Below are 16,889 nucleotides of genomic sequence, written 5' to 3' on the forward strand. Positions count from 1 at the left end.
ATCTTTTGTTATACTTTTTAAGCAAGATGTCTGAATTCGAAGTATGTTACGTTTTTTTGGCGAAGTGGGTAACATAAGAAAAACAGGATGAGACACGTTTTTACGAAAAAATCAAGAGGCGTTTTTTTCGACTTTATCTGTTTTTTTTCGACAAAAGGCTATATAATAATTTGATGTGTGCATTGTCTCATTCAAACAATGGAGGGTTTTTAATGATAAAAAGAAAAAAAGATAAGTTCTCACTCCTTTTAACAGAAATCGCAAAAAACATAGACGAAACCGCAGAATACTTTGTCAACTTTAAAGTGACGAACCAGACGACTTTAAAGGAATTTGCCGATACGTTAAAAGAGTTTGAAACAAAAGGAGATAATCATGTTCATGTCATGATTAAAGAGCTGAACAAAGCTTTTATCACTCCCATTGAACGTGAAGACATCCTTGAGCTGACAAACAGCCTCGATGACGTGCTTGACGGAATCGAACATTTTTCAGCAATGATGGAGATTTTCTCGATCACTTCTTCCGATGAGCATATCGATAAGTTCAGCGGATACATCAGAGAGTGCGCGAAGGAAATTTTAATCACGATTGAGCTGCTTGCAGAAAACCGATTGAAGGACATTCACCCTCACGCCATTAAAATTAAGGAATACGAGCACAGCTGTGATAACCTGCACCGTAAATCATTAAAAAATCTGTTCGGCACAGAAACCGATCCGATTAAAGTGATTCAGTACCGCGAGATTTACGAAACGCTTGAGGAAATTGCCGACTCTTGCCAAAGCGTTGCCAATAACCTTGAAACCATTATTATGAAAAACGCGTAACGAGGGGTTATAATGGATACTCTATTACTTTTAACGATATTAATTGTCATATGCGCTTTGGTATTTGACTTCATTAACGGATTTCACGATACCGCAAACGCAATCGCCACCTCAGTTTCGACAAAAGCGCTGAAGCCGCGGCACGCAATCGTCATGGCCGCCATCATGAACTTTCTCGGAGCGATGACATTTACCGGTGTGGCGAAAACCATTACAAAGGACATTGTGAATCCTTATACATTAGACAACGGGTCAGTTGTCATTCTGGCGGCTCTACTCGCCGCAATCGCCTGGAACTTGATCACATGGTATTTCGGCATTCCGAGCAGCTCTTCACATGCGATTATCGGAGCGATCGCCGGAGCGGCCATTGCAGCGTCAGGTTTTGCGACGCTTAATTATAAAGGGTTCATTAAAATTATCGAAGCACTTATTTTATCACCGATCATCGCCTTTGTTCTCGGCTTTATCGTATATTCGATCGTGAAGCTGATTTTTAAAGACAGCAATCTGGCGAAAACAAATAAACGCTTCCGCAGAGTGCAGATTTTGACGGCTGCCATTCAGTCCTATACACACGGAACGAACGACGCGCAAAAAGCGATGGGTATCATTACGATGGCGCTTATGACTGCCAATTTACATAAAAGTGATGCCATTCCTTTTTGGGTGCAGCTCTCTTGTGCCCTGGCAATGGGTCTCGGCACATCCATCGGCGGCTGGAAAATCATTAAAACCGTCGGCGGGAAAATTATGAAAATCCGTCCGGTAAACGGCGTATCTGCCGACTTAACCGGCGCAGCCATTATTTTCGGGGCCACGTTTATTCATCTCCCTGTCAGCACGACGCACGTCATTTCGTCTTCCATTCTCGGTGTGGGCGCTTCCCACCGCGTAAAAGGCGTAAACTGGGGAACGGCTAAACGGATGCTCATTACATGGGTCATCACCCTGCCGATTGCAGGTACACTCGGCGCCATCGCCTTTTTCATCTTAGATCTGTTTTTCTGATGACATCCGCTTCTTTACAGAAGCGGTTTTTTTGTGACAGGAAAATGATGTCATAACATAGAATGAACATAGCAGACCATTTTTCAAATTGTGAGGGATGCTCATGCTTTTGTTTTTTCAGATTATGGTGTGGACGATGGCGGCCGCACTCATTTTATATGTGTACGCATCCTGGCGGTATGAGGCAAAGGTAAAAGAAAAAATGTTTGCCATCCGTAAAACGTGGTATTTACTATTTGTACTGGGCTCCATGGTCTATTGGACATATGATCCCGAATCACTCTTTGCCGCATGGAGACAATATTTGATTGTTGCCGTCTGCTTTGCCCTTATTGATGCGTTTATCTTTTTGAGCGCGTATATCAAAAAGCTCGCCGGCAATGAATTAGAGACGGATACGCGGGAAATTTTAGAAGAAAATAACGAAATGCTTCACTCCTATCTTGAAAAACTGAAAACCTATCAATATCTGTTGAAAAATGAACCGATCCATGTATATTATGGAAGTACAGAAGCTTATGCGGAAGGCATCAGCAGACTGCTGGCCGCTTATGCCGAAAAAATGAATGTCACGGCTTCCTTGTGCGACTATTCCGCACAATCGGATAAGGACCGCTTGACGGAGCATATGCCTGATGCGGCAGACGTTCAGTCCCGTCTTAACCGTAAAGACGTCTACTATGATCAAAAAGGCAGGCTTGTGCTTATTCCGTTTACAGTCCAAAACCGCCATTACGTGATCAAACTCACGTCGGAAAACCTGTTGACGGAATTCGATTATTTGCTTTTCACATCGCTAACGAGCATTTATGATTTAATGCTGCCAATAGAAGAGGAAGGTGACGGTTAAATGGAGCAGGCATTTCAAAACGGGCAGCCGGAACAAAGAGCGAAACCGTTCAAAATGTTTAAAAAACGTTCAATGACAAGTATCGCAAGTTACCAGGTCAGCCCTCATACCGCCAGAATTTTCAAAGAAAACGAGCGGCTGATTGACAAGTATAAACAAAAAAAAGCTTGATTACACTAAGGACAGGAGACACGGCTCTTGTCCTTATTCCTTTTTTCCTTATCTTTCATATAATAAAACTAACAAAGAGATGCGACAGGTGATGATGTGAAGAAAATTGTCAGGCGCGTAAAGTTTGTGGATTACGGACGCTTCGGGCTTTCCGCTTATTCGCTGAGGATGCGGGCGAGGAATCTCGGGCTATTGAACCGGTTAAAAAAGAAAAAAGGCTGAATCCCGCAATGTGAACGGGACTCAGCCTTTTTTGTTAAAGCTGCATCAGAATTTTCGCTTTTACAGCGGGACCGTAGACGCCGTCAGACGTCAGTCCGTTTACAGATTGGAAGCGGGCCACGGCATCTGCGGTTTTCGGGCCGTAGATACCGTCAATGCCGTTATTGACAGCTCCTTTTTCAGGATAGAAATAAAGCGCGGCGAGCGCGTTTTGCACCTGGTATACCTTTTCACCGGACGTGTACGGCTCTGTCAGCTGAATCACCTCGTCCGGAAGAGAATACAGTGCTTCAACCGGCGGGCTGACGATCAGTACTTGTCCGACTTTAATCAGGTTCGGGTCAGCGATGTTATTCCATTTCTGCAGATCGGCCACGCTGACGCCGAATTTCCGCGCGATCGCTGACAGCGTATCTCCTTTTTGGACGGTATACGTCTGTCTTTCCCCAGAACCGATTCCCGCTTTAAACTCATCCCATGTATCCAACAGTCTTCTCGGACAAAGCTTTCCTGACCAATGCTTGTGCGCAACGACATTCGCAAGCGGGATGCCGTGCGACGTCATTAATGTGCGGATGAGCCATTGGGCGTTTGCCACGGCCTGTGAAAAGTTGCCGTCTGCGTTTTCACAAATTTCAATACCGATGGATTTACGGTTGCCGTCCCCGTTTCCGTCACCGGCATGCCAGCCGTTTTCGTTCAGCGGAAGATGCTGATAAATTTCCGTATCATCGACTGTGAAATGCCAGCTTGTCGGTGTATCGGGATTTTTCACATAGCTTGCGTGACTTTTGGCGTTAGCTCCGACTGCGGTATTGGCTGTATTGTGCACCGTAATGTAAATCGGTGTCATTGCATAGCCTGGGCGGTTATTGTTTCCTGCCGGGATAAAATCCTGTGTGATTTTTACCATATTCTCATCTCTCCTATTTCGATAAATTGTTTATTTTTAATAAAGCCTGCTGTTTTTTCCCTTTTGCTGTAACGTAATTGTTTTTAAACCAGGCGGCGGCAGTCGTTATGATTGTAAAAACGGCTGACCCGGCGGCATACAGCGTATCTGCAAGCTGGCTGACCTGGTCCTCCTGAATATTCAGCGGCGATTTGCCGAACATCAGCAAAGTTTGATTCAATAAAGCAAACAAAAGAAGCACCGTCCTGACGACCGTGCCTTTGTCCGCGAATTTCATATCGGTTTCCCCCTTACTTTTGCAGCAGATTGTACATGATGGCGATGGCTCCGCCAATGACGCCCGTGCAGATTGCTGTCACGATCGCTCCTGTAATGGTCCGCTTAATCCATGTTGTGTTTTCGTCAATTTTATTCAGTTTTTCATTCAGCGTCATGATTTGCTGATCGTGCCGGTCGGATACCCGCTCTAATACGGCCACCCGCTGTTCAAGCACCTTTTGTTCACCTTTGATTCCTGCGAATTCTTTTTGCACCGCTTGTTCATCCAGAAGCACTTCCGCTCCCCCCTCTTACATTGTTCTCACCTCCCTTCGGAAGTTTCATTCTTACGAAAATGCCGTGCCTTTGACAGAAAGGCTCCCGCCGGAAATTCTTTTGATTTCCATGACGATTTCCTTAAAGCCGGCAATATCAAATGACCACACTTCGTCTGTGCCTGATGTACCGGCGGCTGATGTTCCGTCTTCAGACCTGATTCCTCTGATCGGCACATTTTTTCCCGAGATGGATCTCCCCCAAAACGCGATATGGCCCGACTCAGCCGTGCCGGTGATTTCGACGAGAAGTTTTTTCCAAGCGCCCGCTGAGAAGATGCTTCCCTCGCCCGCCTCTGCTGCATTTTCATGAAAAATTACGTCTGTATATGAAAACGCCAGATCACCGCCCGTACCGACAGATTGGTATAAAACAAATTCGGACTGCTTTTGATTTCCATTTTCAAAACGGAACCGGTAATATCGTTTTGTCAGACTGACCCACCCCGAAGCGGTCAGCACTCCGCCTTTAACTGCGACAGAATGTGAAGCCGTCCACGAATTGTTATCCTCGCTCTCTTCGATAAAAAGAGTTCCGCTGCGGTCCGAATAAGCCCACCCCTGTGCTCTGTCTATTAAGACGGCTCCTAAACGGTCTTGTCCGAATTGGCTGTATACTTCAATCGCTTCTAACGGCGTATTGGTAAGAAGCTCTGCCATTCCGGACAAATCAGCAACCGGTGTGACATAATCGTTTTTGTTACCGCGATAAGCTTTTACGGCGCCGGGCCTGCCAAGTTGATCGGCGGGAAATTCAAATGAATGCTTTTTCATCGGCCGTCCTCCTTTTCTGATTTATTAAAAATGACAAATAAAAAAAGCCGTTCGGCTTATGACACAGCATTTTTATAGTTTTCGTATGTTTCACCCGTTATTTCTTGAAATTCCTCAGGCGTGATATACTTCGCGGCCACACCTTCCGCCAGATCTTCGGCAGAACAGTCATCATAGCCCATAGCCTGTTTTACCATTTCTATTGAGGCCCACTTATAAAACAAAGCGTAAACCCAAAAGTTAAGTCTCTTCATTTTTTCATTCTCCTTTTATGTTTAATAATTCTAATTTTAAAGACGCTAATTGCCTGCCGAGTGACTGCTGCGCTTGTTCGGCTGCTTTTCTGGCCAATTTCTCATTCGCCAGCTGTCCCCCGAGGCCTGCAAGCTGGTTTGAATCGGGAGCCGTATCTTTTTTTAAGCTGTCTTTATATGCTTCGTCAGCCGTTTCCACCCATTCTTGTTTCTCTTCATCAAAAAATGGGCGCCACATGCCTTCGCCGTTTATTTCCGGCGGAAAGTCCGCAGCGTTAGCCGGCATCAAATAATCTCCTGTCTCAGAATCCGGATAAAGCTCAACCGGAGTGCCTGTATAAATGTTGTCATTGTCATACGGAAATATTAATTTCATATTCTCGCTCCTTTACGTGAGTGCCAAAACAAGGTCAATATAATAGCCGTTCACGTTATTTTCTATATTGGCCATAATTCCCGTCAGCTTCATATCTCCATTAGAATAAATAATAAACTTGCTGTAACCGGTGGTGCCGCTGGCTGCAACCATCGTTACAACGCCTTTGGCGGGCGCACAAGAGGATGGCACACTCCCGAATACCACTTCTCTGTCCGTAAGAACGTGTCCGTTCAGGTGAAGGGTGTTTCCCACTTTGCGGTATTGAAGCGGCCTGTCTCCTGATTTAGCGCCATTTTTATAAGGAACATTTATCCAAGGTACATTCTCAGTATCAAGTTCAGTAACGAGGCGACGCCAGCCCTGCCAGCCCAAGTTCAAATCCAAATAGTTCGTGAACATATTATTTTTATAATCGACGGCAATGACATACCCAAACGTTCCCTTTCCCTCACTGTCAAGAGAGGTAAAATGAAACATGCCGCGGGTCGAAGCGTTGCTCGGACTGTTTGCCGCTTTGCCTGTTGAATAAAAGGTGCCGAACGCCCTGCCGTTTGTAACGATTTTTTCAAGAAAGTTATCATCATCACCAATTGTAAGAAGATAGCCGCCGTTATCGTTTGTTATTTTCGAAAGCTGTGCGCCGTTCCACATATTTTTATCCGCCTGTGTGACATGGATGTCTTTTTTATTGGCGTGAGCGTCTACTTTTGCTTGAGAGCCTGCATCTGTTTCTCTTTGGCTCCATTCCGACCATACGCCTTTAGTGCTGAAACTTCGGACGTATATGGGATTTCCGGCGGTCACTGTGTCTATAAACATTTGGACAAAAGTCGGTGATGCTCCGCGGGTTCTTTGCATTACAATTAATTGTCCGTATTCCGCAGGCTTATTTTCCGTATGCTGAACTGATATATAGTAGATACCGGACGTTTTTATATTGTCTAAGTTTGTTTCCGTTACCGTTTTAGCATTCCCGTCATTGTCAGTCAGATTGAATAACTGCCCTGCATTCCATTTGTCTTTGTCAGACTTGGTTACATGAAGATCTGTTTTGTCGGCATGCTCATTTACTTTTGCTTGTGCTCCGGCAGCTGTTTCAAATGGCATCCATTCCGTCCAGATGCCGTTTTTCAGCGTTTTTCTCCAAAATCCCCCGTCATCTGAGAAAGCGGCCGCCTCTCCGTTATTCTTTGAAGAATAAAGGTATATACCCTCTGACGGTTTAGGCGGGGTATTTACTCCAGTTGCAGCTGCTGAGAAAGTAAAGGTCTTATTTTGGCTGGCAGCGGTCTGATGAAAATCCTGTCCGTCAGAGATATCAATAAAAGCGGATCCATTATCTTTTGTCATTTTAGACAATTGCCCGTTATTCCACTTCTGGCGCTCTTCCTTCGTCACATGCCGGTCCAGATCTTGATTGTGCCGGTCGAAATCTTTTTTTGCTGCCTGCTGGACGTTGTCCACGTTTCCGAGGCCGATTTGGGCCTTTGTCGTTTTGTGCGGGTTGTTCATGTCGTTTTTATGGGCCGCCAGATCGGTGTGGGCGTCTTTTATGCCTTTTTCCCAGCGGTTGACGTCATCTTCGTTAATCGGATCGTCCGCAAGCCAGTCTGTTTTTTCTTCGTAAGCCATCGTTACACCACCTCAAAGGTAAATCTTAAATCAAGCGTTCTGTTATTGCTGAGATCTAAATTTGTTTTTCGTTCTGTGATGACGCTTCCTGTTTCGTCAAGCATCTGCACGGTTTCAATGTGTTTGACGTCTTCTTCCCTGCGTGTCAGAACGGTGACTGCGGCATCTTTTACGGAAATATCCGCAATCGGAGTTTCTTTGCCGTTTAACAGCACTTTTGTGATCCTGTTTTTCAGATCGGCTGCGGCACGCTGTCTGTAAGCGGCTGATATCATGGTAAGACCACCTCGTTATTGTTGAGTGTGACGGAATAACCGACCTTCAGTTCACTGACTTTTCGGTATCTCCGATTGTTGAGAATGACCCGGTCTTTGATTTCCAGTGTTTCGTTTAATGCGGCTCTCAGTGTATACGCCAAATGAGCGGGTTTGATTTTTTCAAGCGTTTCAATCAGCTCGTTCATGTGCTGCAGGTCATCAAGCCCGATATCGGCATAAAAACGATACTGCCCCGGAAACATCCGAACGTAAGCTGACGGATGTTTTAAAAAACGGTTTAGCGCCTGCTCGATCGCTTGATGTGTGATGGGCGGAATATTCGACATCTTCGAAATCAGCCTGAGCCGTCTCATATCCTCCGTGTCACCTGATTCCCGCGGTATTTTTAATATTTTTTCCCAGCGGTCAAGCCCCCACGTCGCCGTCGTGATAAAGAGCTGATCCGTTAAATCGAAAATATCGTTATTCTGCCGCTCAAACTCAGGAACTTCCGCCTCAAGCAGTTGTGCCATCTCCTTTAATCGGGTTAAAAACGGCGGGAGGTACGCCGTCATCTCATCGAGTCTGCTCAAGGATTGTCACCTCTTTGAGTTTAGGAATTTCCACGTCACTGAGCACGAGGTTTTCCGCCGCACCGTTCATTTTGATATCGGCGTAGTCACTGACGGATGCCGAGTTATAAACGATGTTGTTTATTTGTGATAAACGGACGGTGTTTTCTTCGAAGGCCATTTTCTTAAATAAATTCAGGACGCCTTTTTCAATCTCCGCTTTTACGTCATCGATCGAGCTGTTCAGCTCAGGCAGCACGGAAGCCGAGATTTCGATTTCCTTCCATACGGCGCTTTCCACCGTTACTGCCGCTCCGATCGGCGCCTGTCCTTCTCCCTGTCCTTCGTCCGGATCAATATAATCCTTTACTTTCTTGATCAGAATATCTGATGCCGGTTCCAAATTCGCATTTGTGATGACAACCTTCACCGTTCCGGCTCCGTTCCAAAGCGGGAAGATTTTCGCCCTGCCGACGCCGTCAACCTCTTCGGCCCATTGTTTATAATGCTGTTTATTTGCGCTGACTGCCTCCCGGCGGACACGGGTAAAATAGCGCGCCCTTAAGCTGTTGTCGTCTTCTTCCTCACGGCCGGGAATTAATATATCGCGCATGACTGCTTTCTCAAGCCCGGGTATCGTATCAAGCGGCAGCAGGTTCTGCCCTGAAATGCCGGCATTGCCCGCTTCACCGGCTGTTTCACATTCAAGCGTTCCATCCCCCGTATATTGAAAATACAGGTTATCAACGAAGAAACGGGAGCCTGGCGGAATGGTGATGCCCGCTGTGAATTCTCCTGCTCTGACCGCTTTTGTAGCAGGTGTTCGTTCAATTCCCGCTTCAGCAGCACGCCTGTCCAGAAATTCTCCCTGAGCCGTATCGGAAAACACGAGCTCCAGCACGGTATCAAGCCAAATATAAGACTTTGCGAGCTCAGCGGCCGCAGGCGCGAGCGCATTGTAAATGACGCTGCCTTCTCTCGTATCAATATCCGCCGTAACGCGCGCCAGCATTCTGTCCATAATGTCGTCAAACGTCTGAGCTTCAAACATCCTCACCCAGCACCTCCTCTATCTCAAGCATGCCCTCATCAGTTTCAACGGTAAAAGAGACGATGAAGGCATCATCTTTTTTCTCAATCTCAAAATTGGTAACGGCCAAAATACGGTCATCATACAGCAAGGCTTCTTCTATCAGTCTTGGAATCTCCATTTTTTTATAAGCATCCGTCGTGTTCTGATCTGAAAGCACTTCCTGCAGTTCATTTCCGATATCATGGCTGAAAACCGAATATGAATACCGTTCTGTGTGAAGAGCGATATAGACGAATTGTCTGATTGCGTCCAGTCCGTTTATCAGTTCATTGGTAATCCGGTTGTTTTCAAAATCAATTCGGTAGGTTTGTGAAGTCTCAACGGCCTCACTCGCATCCTCCAAATCTTCAAATTCGATTTCCGGTGTCAGGGCCATTGCACCCGCTCCTTTTAGATTTGATCATGTAAAAAAGCCCTCTTCGGATGATGAAGCGGCTTTAATAGGCTGATATTCTGGTACATTTCCGTCCGGATGCCGGTTAAATTTTGTCCAGTACAAAGAAAGACTGTCCTCCTGTTAAAGCGGCGGTCATCACCCGATCTCCCGCTTGGAGCTGATCATCTTCTCCGGATCTCAGCCGCTTCGGCACAATAAGTGCATCAGACGGAATCAAAAGTTTGTCGTGATCTTTCAGTTTCAGCTCGAGCGGCGAAATGGAGGTCACTTCGGCCGGCATCAGCTCCACCGGTGCTTCGGCGTCAACCGCTCCGACGGCTAAATGTTTAATGGCATCACTTAATCTCATCAGGATGTCCCCTCCGGAAGTGAATTTTTCTCCGTGACGTCAATCGTCATAGTATGTTTTGTTCCTTGGAATTCATGGCGGTCCGTATCTACATAATAGGTTTTCTTCAGCCCGATTTCCGGAATTGAAATATAGACAGGCAATCCGCTTTCCAACCCGGGAATACCGATCGCCTGTATATTTTTCAGCTCTTTCTTAACGCCTTTTTTCTCAGCCTGCTTCACTTTTGCGCGCTGTTTCAGCTGGGCTTCATTAATGTCGTCAGAAACCGTTTCGGTATACTGCAAAACGCCGAATGTTTTCATGCCCGCGCTGTCTGAGGCGGAAGCCTTCACGGTTTTATCGTCTTTTTGCAGCCGCATGACGACACGGGTTGCGGTGTCATCAATTGAGGTGCTGTATTGATACCCTGTGATATTAACTCCTGTTTCCAGCACCCATATGTCAGACGGCTCCGGCCATTCACGCAAGCCGAGCCTGCCTTTTTCTGAATAGAGCTGATAATTGCGCCCCGTCTGGCTTTTTGTCTGCTTTAACGCTTTTAGCATCATATCGTAAAGGCTTGTATCATTTTTAAAAACGAGTGATTTAATGGTATGGCCTGTGTTGGCAATGGATGTGACGGGAATTTGAAAATCGCTGGCGATCCTTTTTAATATTTGATCGGCGCGCTTGTTGGAAAACACGTAAACGTCCTGGTTTTTCACAAGGTATTGAAGCATATCGTATGCGGTGAAGGCGACGGTATGCTCATCGGGCGTTCTTGCAAAAACAACGCCGCGGAACAGCTCTTTTCCGTTCCATTTGAACAAAACCGTGTCCCCTTCTGATACGCCGTAATACGTCTGGCTGCCCTGCTTTACGACAATCTTCGCTTCGATGGAGCGGGGCGCCTGATATCTGTGTCCTTCCAGCGTGACGCTTTCTGTGACAAGCTCGAGCCACTCCGTTTCTTTTATGACAAATAGTTCAATCATCTTTTCACCCGTTTCATTGCGGTATCTTCAGCTTCTGCCCCGGGAAGATCCAATGCCCCGGCTGCCGGATATTCCGTTTGCTGCGCTTAATCATGGCGGTTTTATTCGCGTTCCAGATTTTCCGCCACTCCGTGTGTTTTCCGTAAAACTTGCCGGCGATGTCCCAAAGCGTATCCCCTTTTTTGACGGTATATGTTTTGGGTGAAGCTTTGGACGGGCGCTTCGCTTTCGTTTTTTTCTTTTGTTTGATTTTTCTTGGCGAAGCGGTTTTATATTCTTTCAGTACGATATCAAAATTCCGGTCGCCGATTTCATTGTCACCTTCGCTGTAATTAAAGCTTTCAATGCTGCATGTGACATTGATTTTTGTCCCTGTAATCAAAAACTGAACGGGTTTTTTCGCTTTCATCCATGCTTCAATGGCTGAAATGGCTTTTTCCGGCGAAGGGATGCTTTGATATTCAACAATCGGGCTGTACCGTTTCGGAAAAAAAGAAGAGAACGAAATTTCTTTCGCTCCCGGTTCTTCGATAAACGTCACCTCTCCAAGTCCGGTGACTTTCACGGAATCATTCTGCACGCTGTTTGCGATATCAATCGCTTCAGGGAGAACGGGAAGCCGGAGCTTGTCCTTTCCCTGAGACAGCCAAAATTCGTAAACAGATTTAGTCAAAAGCAACGGCCCCCTTTGCTCCGGTATACATGTCTTTTTGCAGTTCATCAATCAGCGCCTGTTTGATTTTGGCGGCGAGGCTGTCGGCGTCCTGTCCGTTATGGAAATGCTGATCGCCGCTGAATTCGATTTTAATCTCTTTTGTTCCCGTTTTTTGAACGGTTTGTCCGCCGCCTTTAACGGCTGCGGAAACCGTGCCGGCTGAAAGCGCCGCCGGTTCCGTCTGTGACGGGTCGGACACTTCCATGCCGAGCGCTTGAGCCGCTTTTTGCAGCAGATAACGGCCGCGGATGCCCCGCTCTTCAGGGATGATCCACTCCCGTTTGTTCCCTTCCCCGACACGGGCGATCTGCTCCTTGGTAATCAGACCCCCATTGGCATAACCGACGTAAGGGCCTCCATGAGCCATACTTTTAATCCCGGGGACATTGCTGATCGAGCCGTATCGGCTTTTAATATAGCCGATAGCGGCAGCGGCGTTGTGAATTGGATTTCTGATATCATTCATGCCCGGCGCTTTGTGATCTTCAAAGGTGCTCGGAATCGTCTGCATAAGCCCCTGTGACGGGTGTCCGGCTTTGGCGTTGCTGTCCCATAGATTAATGGAATTAGGGTTGCCGCCTGACTCATGCTGTGCGATCGTCATTAATCCCGGAAGCCAGCTGATCGGCGTATTGGTTGCTTTCATTGCGGCCAAAAGCCACTCTTTGACGCTTCCTCCCGCTGCACCCATGCCGGAAAAGGCTGCTGCAAGCGAGCCTGCCTGTTTTTCGGCGTATTTTTTCACGTCAACTGAGCCGAGACCTTTGACGACGCCGACTGAAGCAAAGCGTCCGAGACTCATCATGACACGGGAAGGAGAGTGAATATCAAGCTCTTCCCTGAATGCGTCCTCGACTTTTTTGGCCATATCTTTGGCAGCCTGTTTGACTTCGCTTCCTTTTGCAGTCATCCCTGATACGAAGTGTCCGATCAGGCCTGACCCCCAGCCGTTCGCGGAATCTCTTGATTGCACAAACGGTTTATTGATATGTGTGCTTACGTATTGCGACGTTCCCGTATCTTTTGCATTCTGTCCGGCCGAATATCCTTTCACCGTTGCGGCGCCCCATGATGACGATTGATTAACCGCCGATTGATAAGGTGTTTTCACCTTTGTTTTTAAAAATGAATCGGTGCCCGTCGGCGAAGTATTCTGACCTTTCACATAGCCCGCAACGACTTGCTTTCCGTAACCGGATGAAGACGAAATGAGGGCATTGAACGGCGTTCCGATGTTTTTTTCCTTCCAGCCGTCCATATCCACCGCTTTTTTGCTGATTCCGCTGTCAAAGCCTTCAGTAAACTGTTTGCCGAGTGATGAAGCCGTCCCGCCAAGTCCGGATGCCTCTACAGACGCCGCGGCCGATACAGATGCAGAAGAAGAAACACCGCCCGCTCCCGCCGGCACAGCAGAAGACTGAGCCGAAGCCGCGCCCATATCATCGACAACACGCATGCCGAGCTTAGACGCAGCTTGTGAAAGCAGCATCTTTCCGCGTCCGCGATTGTTGTCGACGGGGATGACAAATTCTTTACCGGCTTCACCGATCCAGGAAATGGTCGGCTTTGTAATGTAGCCGCCCGTGGCGTTTTTGTCCGTTTTTTTCTTTTTATCTCCGCCGCCTCCTGTGACAAAGTTCATTATGCCTGAAATCATTTTGCCGCCGGTTTTATCCCAAATCTTTTTCACCCAGTCGAATGCTGCAGAAAAAGCATCTGATATGGCCGTTCCCACTTTTACAAGAGGTTCTTTTATATGTTTCTCAAACCAGCCGCTTAACCCTTTCCATATATCCTTTACCGTATCTAAAGCAGTCTGGAAAGCATCTGATATTCCTTTACCGACATTTTTTACCATGTCTTTCACCGGATTCCAGACAGTATCCATGAACCAGCCGGAAACCGTACTGAAAACGGATTTAATTTTATCCCAAGCTCCTGTGATTTTACTCCAAATGGACGTCGCCACTCCGACGACAGCCGATTTTACGGGGGTCCACACGGTGCTCATAAACCAGCCGGATACTGTGCTGAAGACACCTTGAATCGTCGTCCACGCATTCACGATATTTGACCAGATGCTGGTCGCCACTCCGACGACAGCCGATGAAACCGGCGTCCATACATTTTCCATGAACCAGGATGACACCGTGCTGAAAATCCCTTGAATCGTTGTCCACGCATTCACGATATTTGACCAGATGCTTGTCGCCACTCCGACGACAGCTGATGAAACCGGCGTCCATACATTTTCCATGAACCAGGATGAAACGCTTCCCCAAGTATCTTGTATTGTTGTCCAAGCACTTTGCGCCGCTTTGGAAATATCATTCCATGTGTCTTTCAAAGCCCCTGAATCAAAGGCATCTCCCAAGCTGGAACCGCCTAAACTGCCGGCGATGCCGCCTACCGCGCCGCCGATTAATGTGCCCACTCCGGGAACAACGCTGCCGATTGCCGCTCCGGCCGCAGCTCCGGCAAGACCGCCGCCTGCTGAGCCGACCTTCTCTCCTGCATTATCTTTATTGATGCCGGCTAAATCAGTAAGTGATAACAATTCACCTATGCCGGGAATTCCTTTAGCGGCACCTTTTAACCCTTTCAAACCGCCTTTTAGCGCTTTTGAATCTCCTAAGCCTTTCAAAAGCGCGCCGATGCCTTTACCTGCCCCTTTTGTTTTCGGCGTGTTTACGGATGCCTGTTTGCTTTCCTTTACGGAGGAACCTCCTTTCGAGGATTTATTCCGCCCTTCGACTTTACTGCTTTTGCCCCTCGTCACTCCGGTACAGCAGCAGCAGCCCCCCAAAGCCCCGCCGGTTTTTTTGGCTGACTTTCCTGAAGATTTTGGCGCTGTTACCGTGCGCTGTGAACCCTTTGCCAGATCAGGACGCTTCGGGCCGTTGGAGCCGCCGGCAGAAAGGCCGCCCTTACTCTTTTCTTTTTTCGTGCCGCCTCCTAATAATCCGCCGATATTGAGTTTGCCTAATTTTTCAGCGATTCCTGAAAATATTTTTTCTATTAATTCCCCGGCTTTTTCGATGATCGCATCAGGACTGAATTTGCCGAACTTTTTATCAATGCCTCCGAACAGTGAGGATGTAAACTGCTCCACTTTTTCCAAAATCTTATCCGGATTGAGAAAATCGAATTTCTCAGAAATTCGGTCAATCGTGTCATTTACAAATTGTTCGGCGCGGTCGATTAGCTTATCAGGACTGAATTTACCGACAACGTCGTCGACTTTCTTCATAAACGAATCAGTAAAATGATCCAGCTCTTTCAATATGGTCTCCGGACTGAATTTGCTGACAACGTCATCTATCTTTTTCATAAATGAATCAGTGAATTTATCCAGTTCTTTCAATATGGCTTCCGGACTGAATTTACTCACGACCCCGTCTACCTTTTTCATAAACGAATCAGCGAATTTGTCCAGCTCTGCTAAGATTGTTGCCGGACTGAATTTGCTTGCGATTTCGTCCACTTTCCCCATGAATGAGGTCGTGAACTTGTCCAGTTCGGTTAATATCGTTGCAGGGCTGAATTTGCTCGCGATTTCGTCTACTTTTCCCATGAATGAGGTCGTGAACTTGTCCAGTTCAGCTAATATCGTTGCAGGGCTGAATTTGCTTGCGATTTCGTCCACTTTCCCCATGAATGACGTTGTGAACTTGTCCAGTTCGGTTAATATCGTTGCCGGGCTGAATTTGCTCGCGATTTCGTCCACTTTCCCCATGAATGAGGTCGTGAACTTATCCAGTTCGGCTAATATCGTCTCAGGGCTGAATTTGCTTGCGATTTCATCCACTTTCCCCATGAATGAGGTCGTGAACTTATCCAGTTCGGCTAATATCGTCTCAGGGCTGAATTTGCTCGCGATTTCGTCTACTTTCCCCATGAATGACGTTGTGAACTTGTCCAGTTCGGCTAATATCGTCTCAGGGCTGAATTTGCTTGCGATTTCGTCCGCTTTCTTCATAAAGCTTTCAGCGAATTTATCCAGTTCCGCTATGATTGTTTCCGGATAAAATTTGGATGCGATGTCATTGACTTTTTTCATGAAGGTGTCTGCAATGGAGTCAAGCATTGAAAAATCGTTTTTCGGCGAAGCAGGAGCAGCAGAAGCAGAAGCTTTTCCGACGTCCGGCATATTCTTTTGCATTGCAGCCAGCTGTGCTGTCACCTTTTCGTTTAACGATAATTGAATGACATTGTTTTTTCCCGTCAGCGAATCAATGCCCGCTGAAATTCGGCCGACTGTTTTCATGACGTGATCTATGACGCGTATAGTGACAGAGTACCCGTTCTTTAACGCAGATTGCATATAGCGTTTGATGCGTTCCATGGCAGGGGTCACTTCGTCTGACGCATACAGTGAAACGGTAAATCCTTTAAAACCGGCAGCCAGATCCCGCAATCTCTCAAATGCCGCTGTCGCGCTGTCTTTTGCTCCTATTTTAACGGTTAAAGACGCAGGCAGACCCGCTAATTGGGTTTGCACCTTTTGAATGACGGCACTGGCTCCGTCTTCAGCTGAAATAGAGATCATTTGTGCGCCCAGCTTTCTTTTCATAGAGCGCTGGATGCGGTCAATTGTTCTTAAAACAGATTTACTCTCTTTGCGTATATCAATTTCACTTTGACGTTTTGTCATTTTCCTGTATTTCTCAAGCGCTCTGAAGCCATTTTGGATTTTCCTTATTTTCTTTGAAACCCGATCTTCCAATTCAAAACGGGCGGTCAGCTTTGCCATGATGTCGCTCCCCCTTTCTTCGCTTGTTTTTCAAGAATGTCCAGCTTGTAACCGATTAAACCGTACAACAGCGCCTTAAAATGTCTCGGTGCTTCATATAACTCTTTCAGTTCTGATGGAGAATAATGAAGCTCATGCATCGCGTAA

Annotated in this window: 21 protein-coding genes; 5 read left to right on the top strand and 16 right to left on the bottom strand. The window is 46.8% G+C overall.

The window, feature by feature from the left end; genetic code table 11:
* The first annotated feature begins 212 nt into the window (after nucleotides 1-212).
* The 5 genes from AR442_RS13055 (at nucleotide 213) to AR442_RS20875 (ending at nucleotide 3,084) form a co-directional block, all read left to right on the top strand.
* A complete protein-coding gene (locus tag AR442_RS13055) occupies nucleotides 213-830 on the top strand; it encodes a DUF47 domain-containing protein (protein WP_003154804.1) in 618 nt (205 codons plus the stop codon).
* A 12-nt stretch (nucleotides 831-842) separates the two neighbouring features.
* Complete coding sequence (locus AR442_RS13060) at nucleotides 843-1,841, top strand: inorganic phosphate transporter (protein WP_003154805.1); 999 nt, start codon at nucleotides 843-845, stop codon at nucleotides 1,839-1,841.
* A gap of 103 nt (nucleotides 1,842-1,944) precedes the next feature.
* Nucleotides 1,945-2,691, top strand: a complete 747-nt coding sequence (locus AR442_RS13065; RefSeq protein WP_007407256.1) for a type II toxin-antitoxin system SpoIISA family toxin — start codon at nucleotides 1,945-1,947, stop codon at nucleotides 2,689-2,691.
* On the top strand, nucleotides 2,692-2,862 hold the full coding sequence (locus AR442_RS13070; protein WP_003154807.1) for a type II toxin-antitoxin system SpoIISB family antitoxin: 171 nt from the start codon (nucleotides 2,692-2,694) through the stop codon (nucleotides 2,860-2,862).
* Nucleotides 2,863-2,958: 96 nt separating this feature from the next.
* Nucleotides 2,959-3,084 (top strand): hypothetical protein, encoded by a 126-nt coding sequence (locus AR442_RS20875; RefSeq protein WP_003154809.1) that lies wholly within the window; start codon nucleotides 2,959-2,961, stop codon nucleotides 3,082-3,084.
* A gap of 34 nt (nucleotides 3,085-3,118) precedes the next feature.
* Here AR442_RS20875 and AR442_RS13075 read toward each other — a convergent pair whose 3' ends face one another.
* The 16 genes from AR442_RS13075 to AR442_RS20345 all read right to left on the bottom strand — a co-directional run bounded on the left by AR442_RS13075 (nucleotide 3,119) and on the right by AR442_RS20345 (nucleotide 16,882).
* A complete protein-coding gene (locus tag AR442_RS13075; RefSeq protein ID WP_007407257.1) occupies nucleotides 3,119-3,997 on the bottom strand; it encodes an N-acetylmuramoyl-L-alanine amidase in 879 nt (292 codons plus the stop codon).
* A gap of 13 nt (nucleotides 3,998-4,010) precedes the next feature.
* On the bottom strand, nucleotides 4,011-4,274 hold the full coding sequence (locus AR442_RS13080) for a phage holin (protein WP_021493820.1): 264 nt from the start codon (nucleotides 4,272-4,274) through the stop codon (nucleotides 4,011-4,013).
* A 13-nt stretch (nucleotides 4,275-4,287) separates the two neighbouring features.
* A complete protein-coding gene (locus AR442_RS13085; RefSeq protein ID WP_021493821.1) occupies nucleotides 4,288-4,551 on the bottom strand; it encodes a hemolysin XhlA family protein in 264 nt (87 codons plus the stop codon).
* Between the two features lie 51 nt (nucleotides 4,552-4,602).
* Nucleotides 4,603-5,364, bottom strand: a complete 762-nt coding sequence (locus AR442_RS13090) for a hypothetical protein (protein WP_021493822.1) — start codon at nucleotides 5,362-5,364, stop codon at nucleotides 4,603-4,605.
* A 56-nt stretch (nucleotides 5,365-5,420) separates the two neighbouring features.
* Entirely contained in the window at nucleotides 5,421-5,618 is a 198-nt protein-coding gene (locus AR442_RS13095) for an XkdX family protein (RefSeq protein WP_007610833.1), read from the bottom strand.
* 4 nt (nucleotides 5,619-5,622) lie between these two features.
* A complete protein-coding gene (locus AR442_RS13100) occupies nucleotides 5,623-5,994 on the bottom strand; it encodes an XkdW family protein (protein WP_017417608.1) in 372 nt (123 codons plus the stop codon).
* 12 nt (nucleotides 5,995-6,006) lie between these two features.
* On the bottom strand, nucleotides 6,007-7,629 hold the full coding sequence (locus AR442_RS13105) for a pyocin knob domain-containing protein (RefSeq protein WP_053285028.1): 1,623 nt from the start codon (nucleotides 7,627-7,629) through the stop codon (nucleotides 6,007-6,009).
* Between the two features lie 2 nt (nucleotides 7,630-7,631).
* A complete protein-coding gene (locus AR442_RS13110; protein WP_003154822.1) occupies nucleotides 7,632-7,904 on the bottom strand; it encodes a hypothetical protein in 273 nt (90 codons plus the stop codon).
* On the bottom strand, nucleotides 7,901-8,479 hold the full coding sequence (locus AR442_RS13115) for a putative phage tail protein (RefSeq protein WP_021493825.1): 579 nt from the start codon (nucleotides 8,477-8,479) through the stop codon (nucleotides 7,901-7,903). Before AR442_RS13115 ends, AR442_RS13110 begins: the two co-directional genes overlap by 4 nt.
* Nucleotides 8,463-9,509: a baseplate J/gp47 family protein gene (locus tag AR442_RS13120; RefSeq protein WP_021493826.1), complete on the bottom strand. Its 1,047-nt coding sequence runs from the start codon at nucleotides 9,507-9,509 to the stop codon at nucleotides 8,463-8,465. The genes AR442_RS13115 and AR442_RS13120 overlap by 17 nt, the downstream gene beginning before the upstream one ends.
* Nucleotides 9,502-9,927 (bottom strand): DUF2634 domain-containing protein, encoded by a 426-nt coding sequence (locus tag AR442_RS13125; protein WP_003154825.1) that lies wholly within the window; start codon nucleotides 9,925-9,927, stop codon nucleotides 9,502-9,504. The genes AR442_RS13120 and AR442_RS13125 overlap by 8 nt, the downstream gene beginning before the upstream one ends.
* 103 nt (nucleotides 9,928-10,030) lie before the next feature.
* On the bottom strand, nucleotides 10,031-10,297 hold the full coding sequence (locus AR442_RS13130) for a DUF2577 family protein (RefSeq protein WP_021493828.1): 267 nt from the start codon (nucleotides 10,295-10,297) through the stop codon (nucleotides 10,031-10,033).
* A complete protein-coding gene (locus AR442_RS13135; RefSeq protein ID WP_053285029.1) occupies nucleotides 10,297-11,274 on the bottom strand; it encodes an XkdQ/YqbQ family protein in 978 nt (325 codons plus the stop codon). The genes AR442_RS13130 and AR442_RS13135 overlap by 1 nt, the downstream gene beginning before the upstream one ends.
* A 13-nt stretch (nucleotides 11,275-11,287) precedes the next feature.
* On the bottom strand, nucleotides 11,288-11,947 hold the full coding sequence (locus AR442_RS13140) for a LysM peptidoglycan-binding domain-containing protein (RefSeq protein ID WP_022553482.1): 660 nt from the start codon (nucleotides 11,945-11,947) through the stop codon (nucleotides 11,288-11,290).
* Nucleotides 11,940-16,742, bottom strand: a complete 4,803-nt coding sequence (locus tag AR442_RS13145; protein WP_053285030.1) for a transglycosylase SLT domain-containing protein — start codon at nucleotides 16,740-16,742, stop codon at nucleotides 11,940-11,942. The genes AR442_RS13140 and AR442_RS13145 overlap by 8 nt, the downstream gene beginning before the upstream one ends.
* A complete protein-coding gene (locus AR442_RS20345; protein WP_015239684.1) occupies nucleotides 16,730-16,882 on the bottom strand; it encodes a hypothetical protein in 153 nt (50 codons plus the stop codon). Before AR442_RS20345 ends, AR442_RS13145 begins: the two co-directional genes overlap by 13 nt.
* Nucleotides 16,883-16,889: the final 7 nt, after the last annotated feature.

The sequence above is a fragment of the Bacillus velezensis genome, from assembly GCF_001461825.1.
Taxonomy (GTDB): Bacteria; Bacillota; Bacilli; order Bacillales; family Bacillaceae; genus Bacillus; species Bacillus velezensis.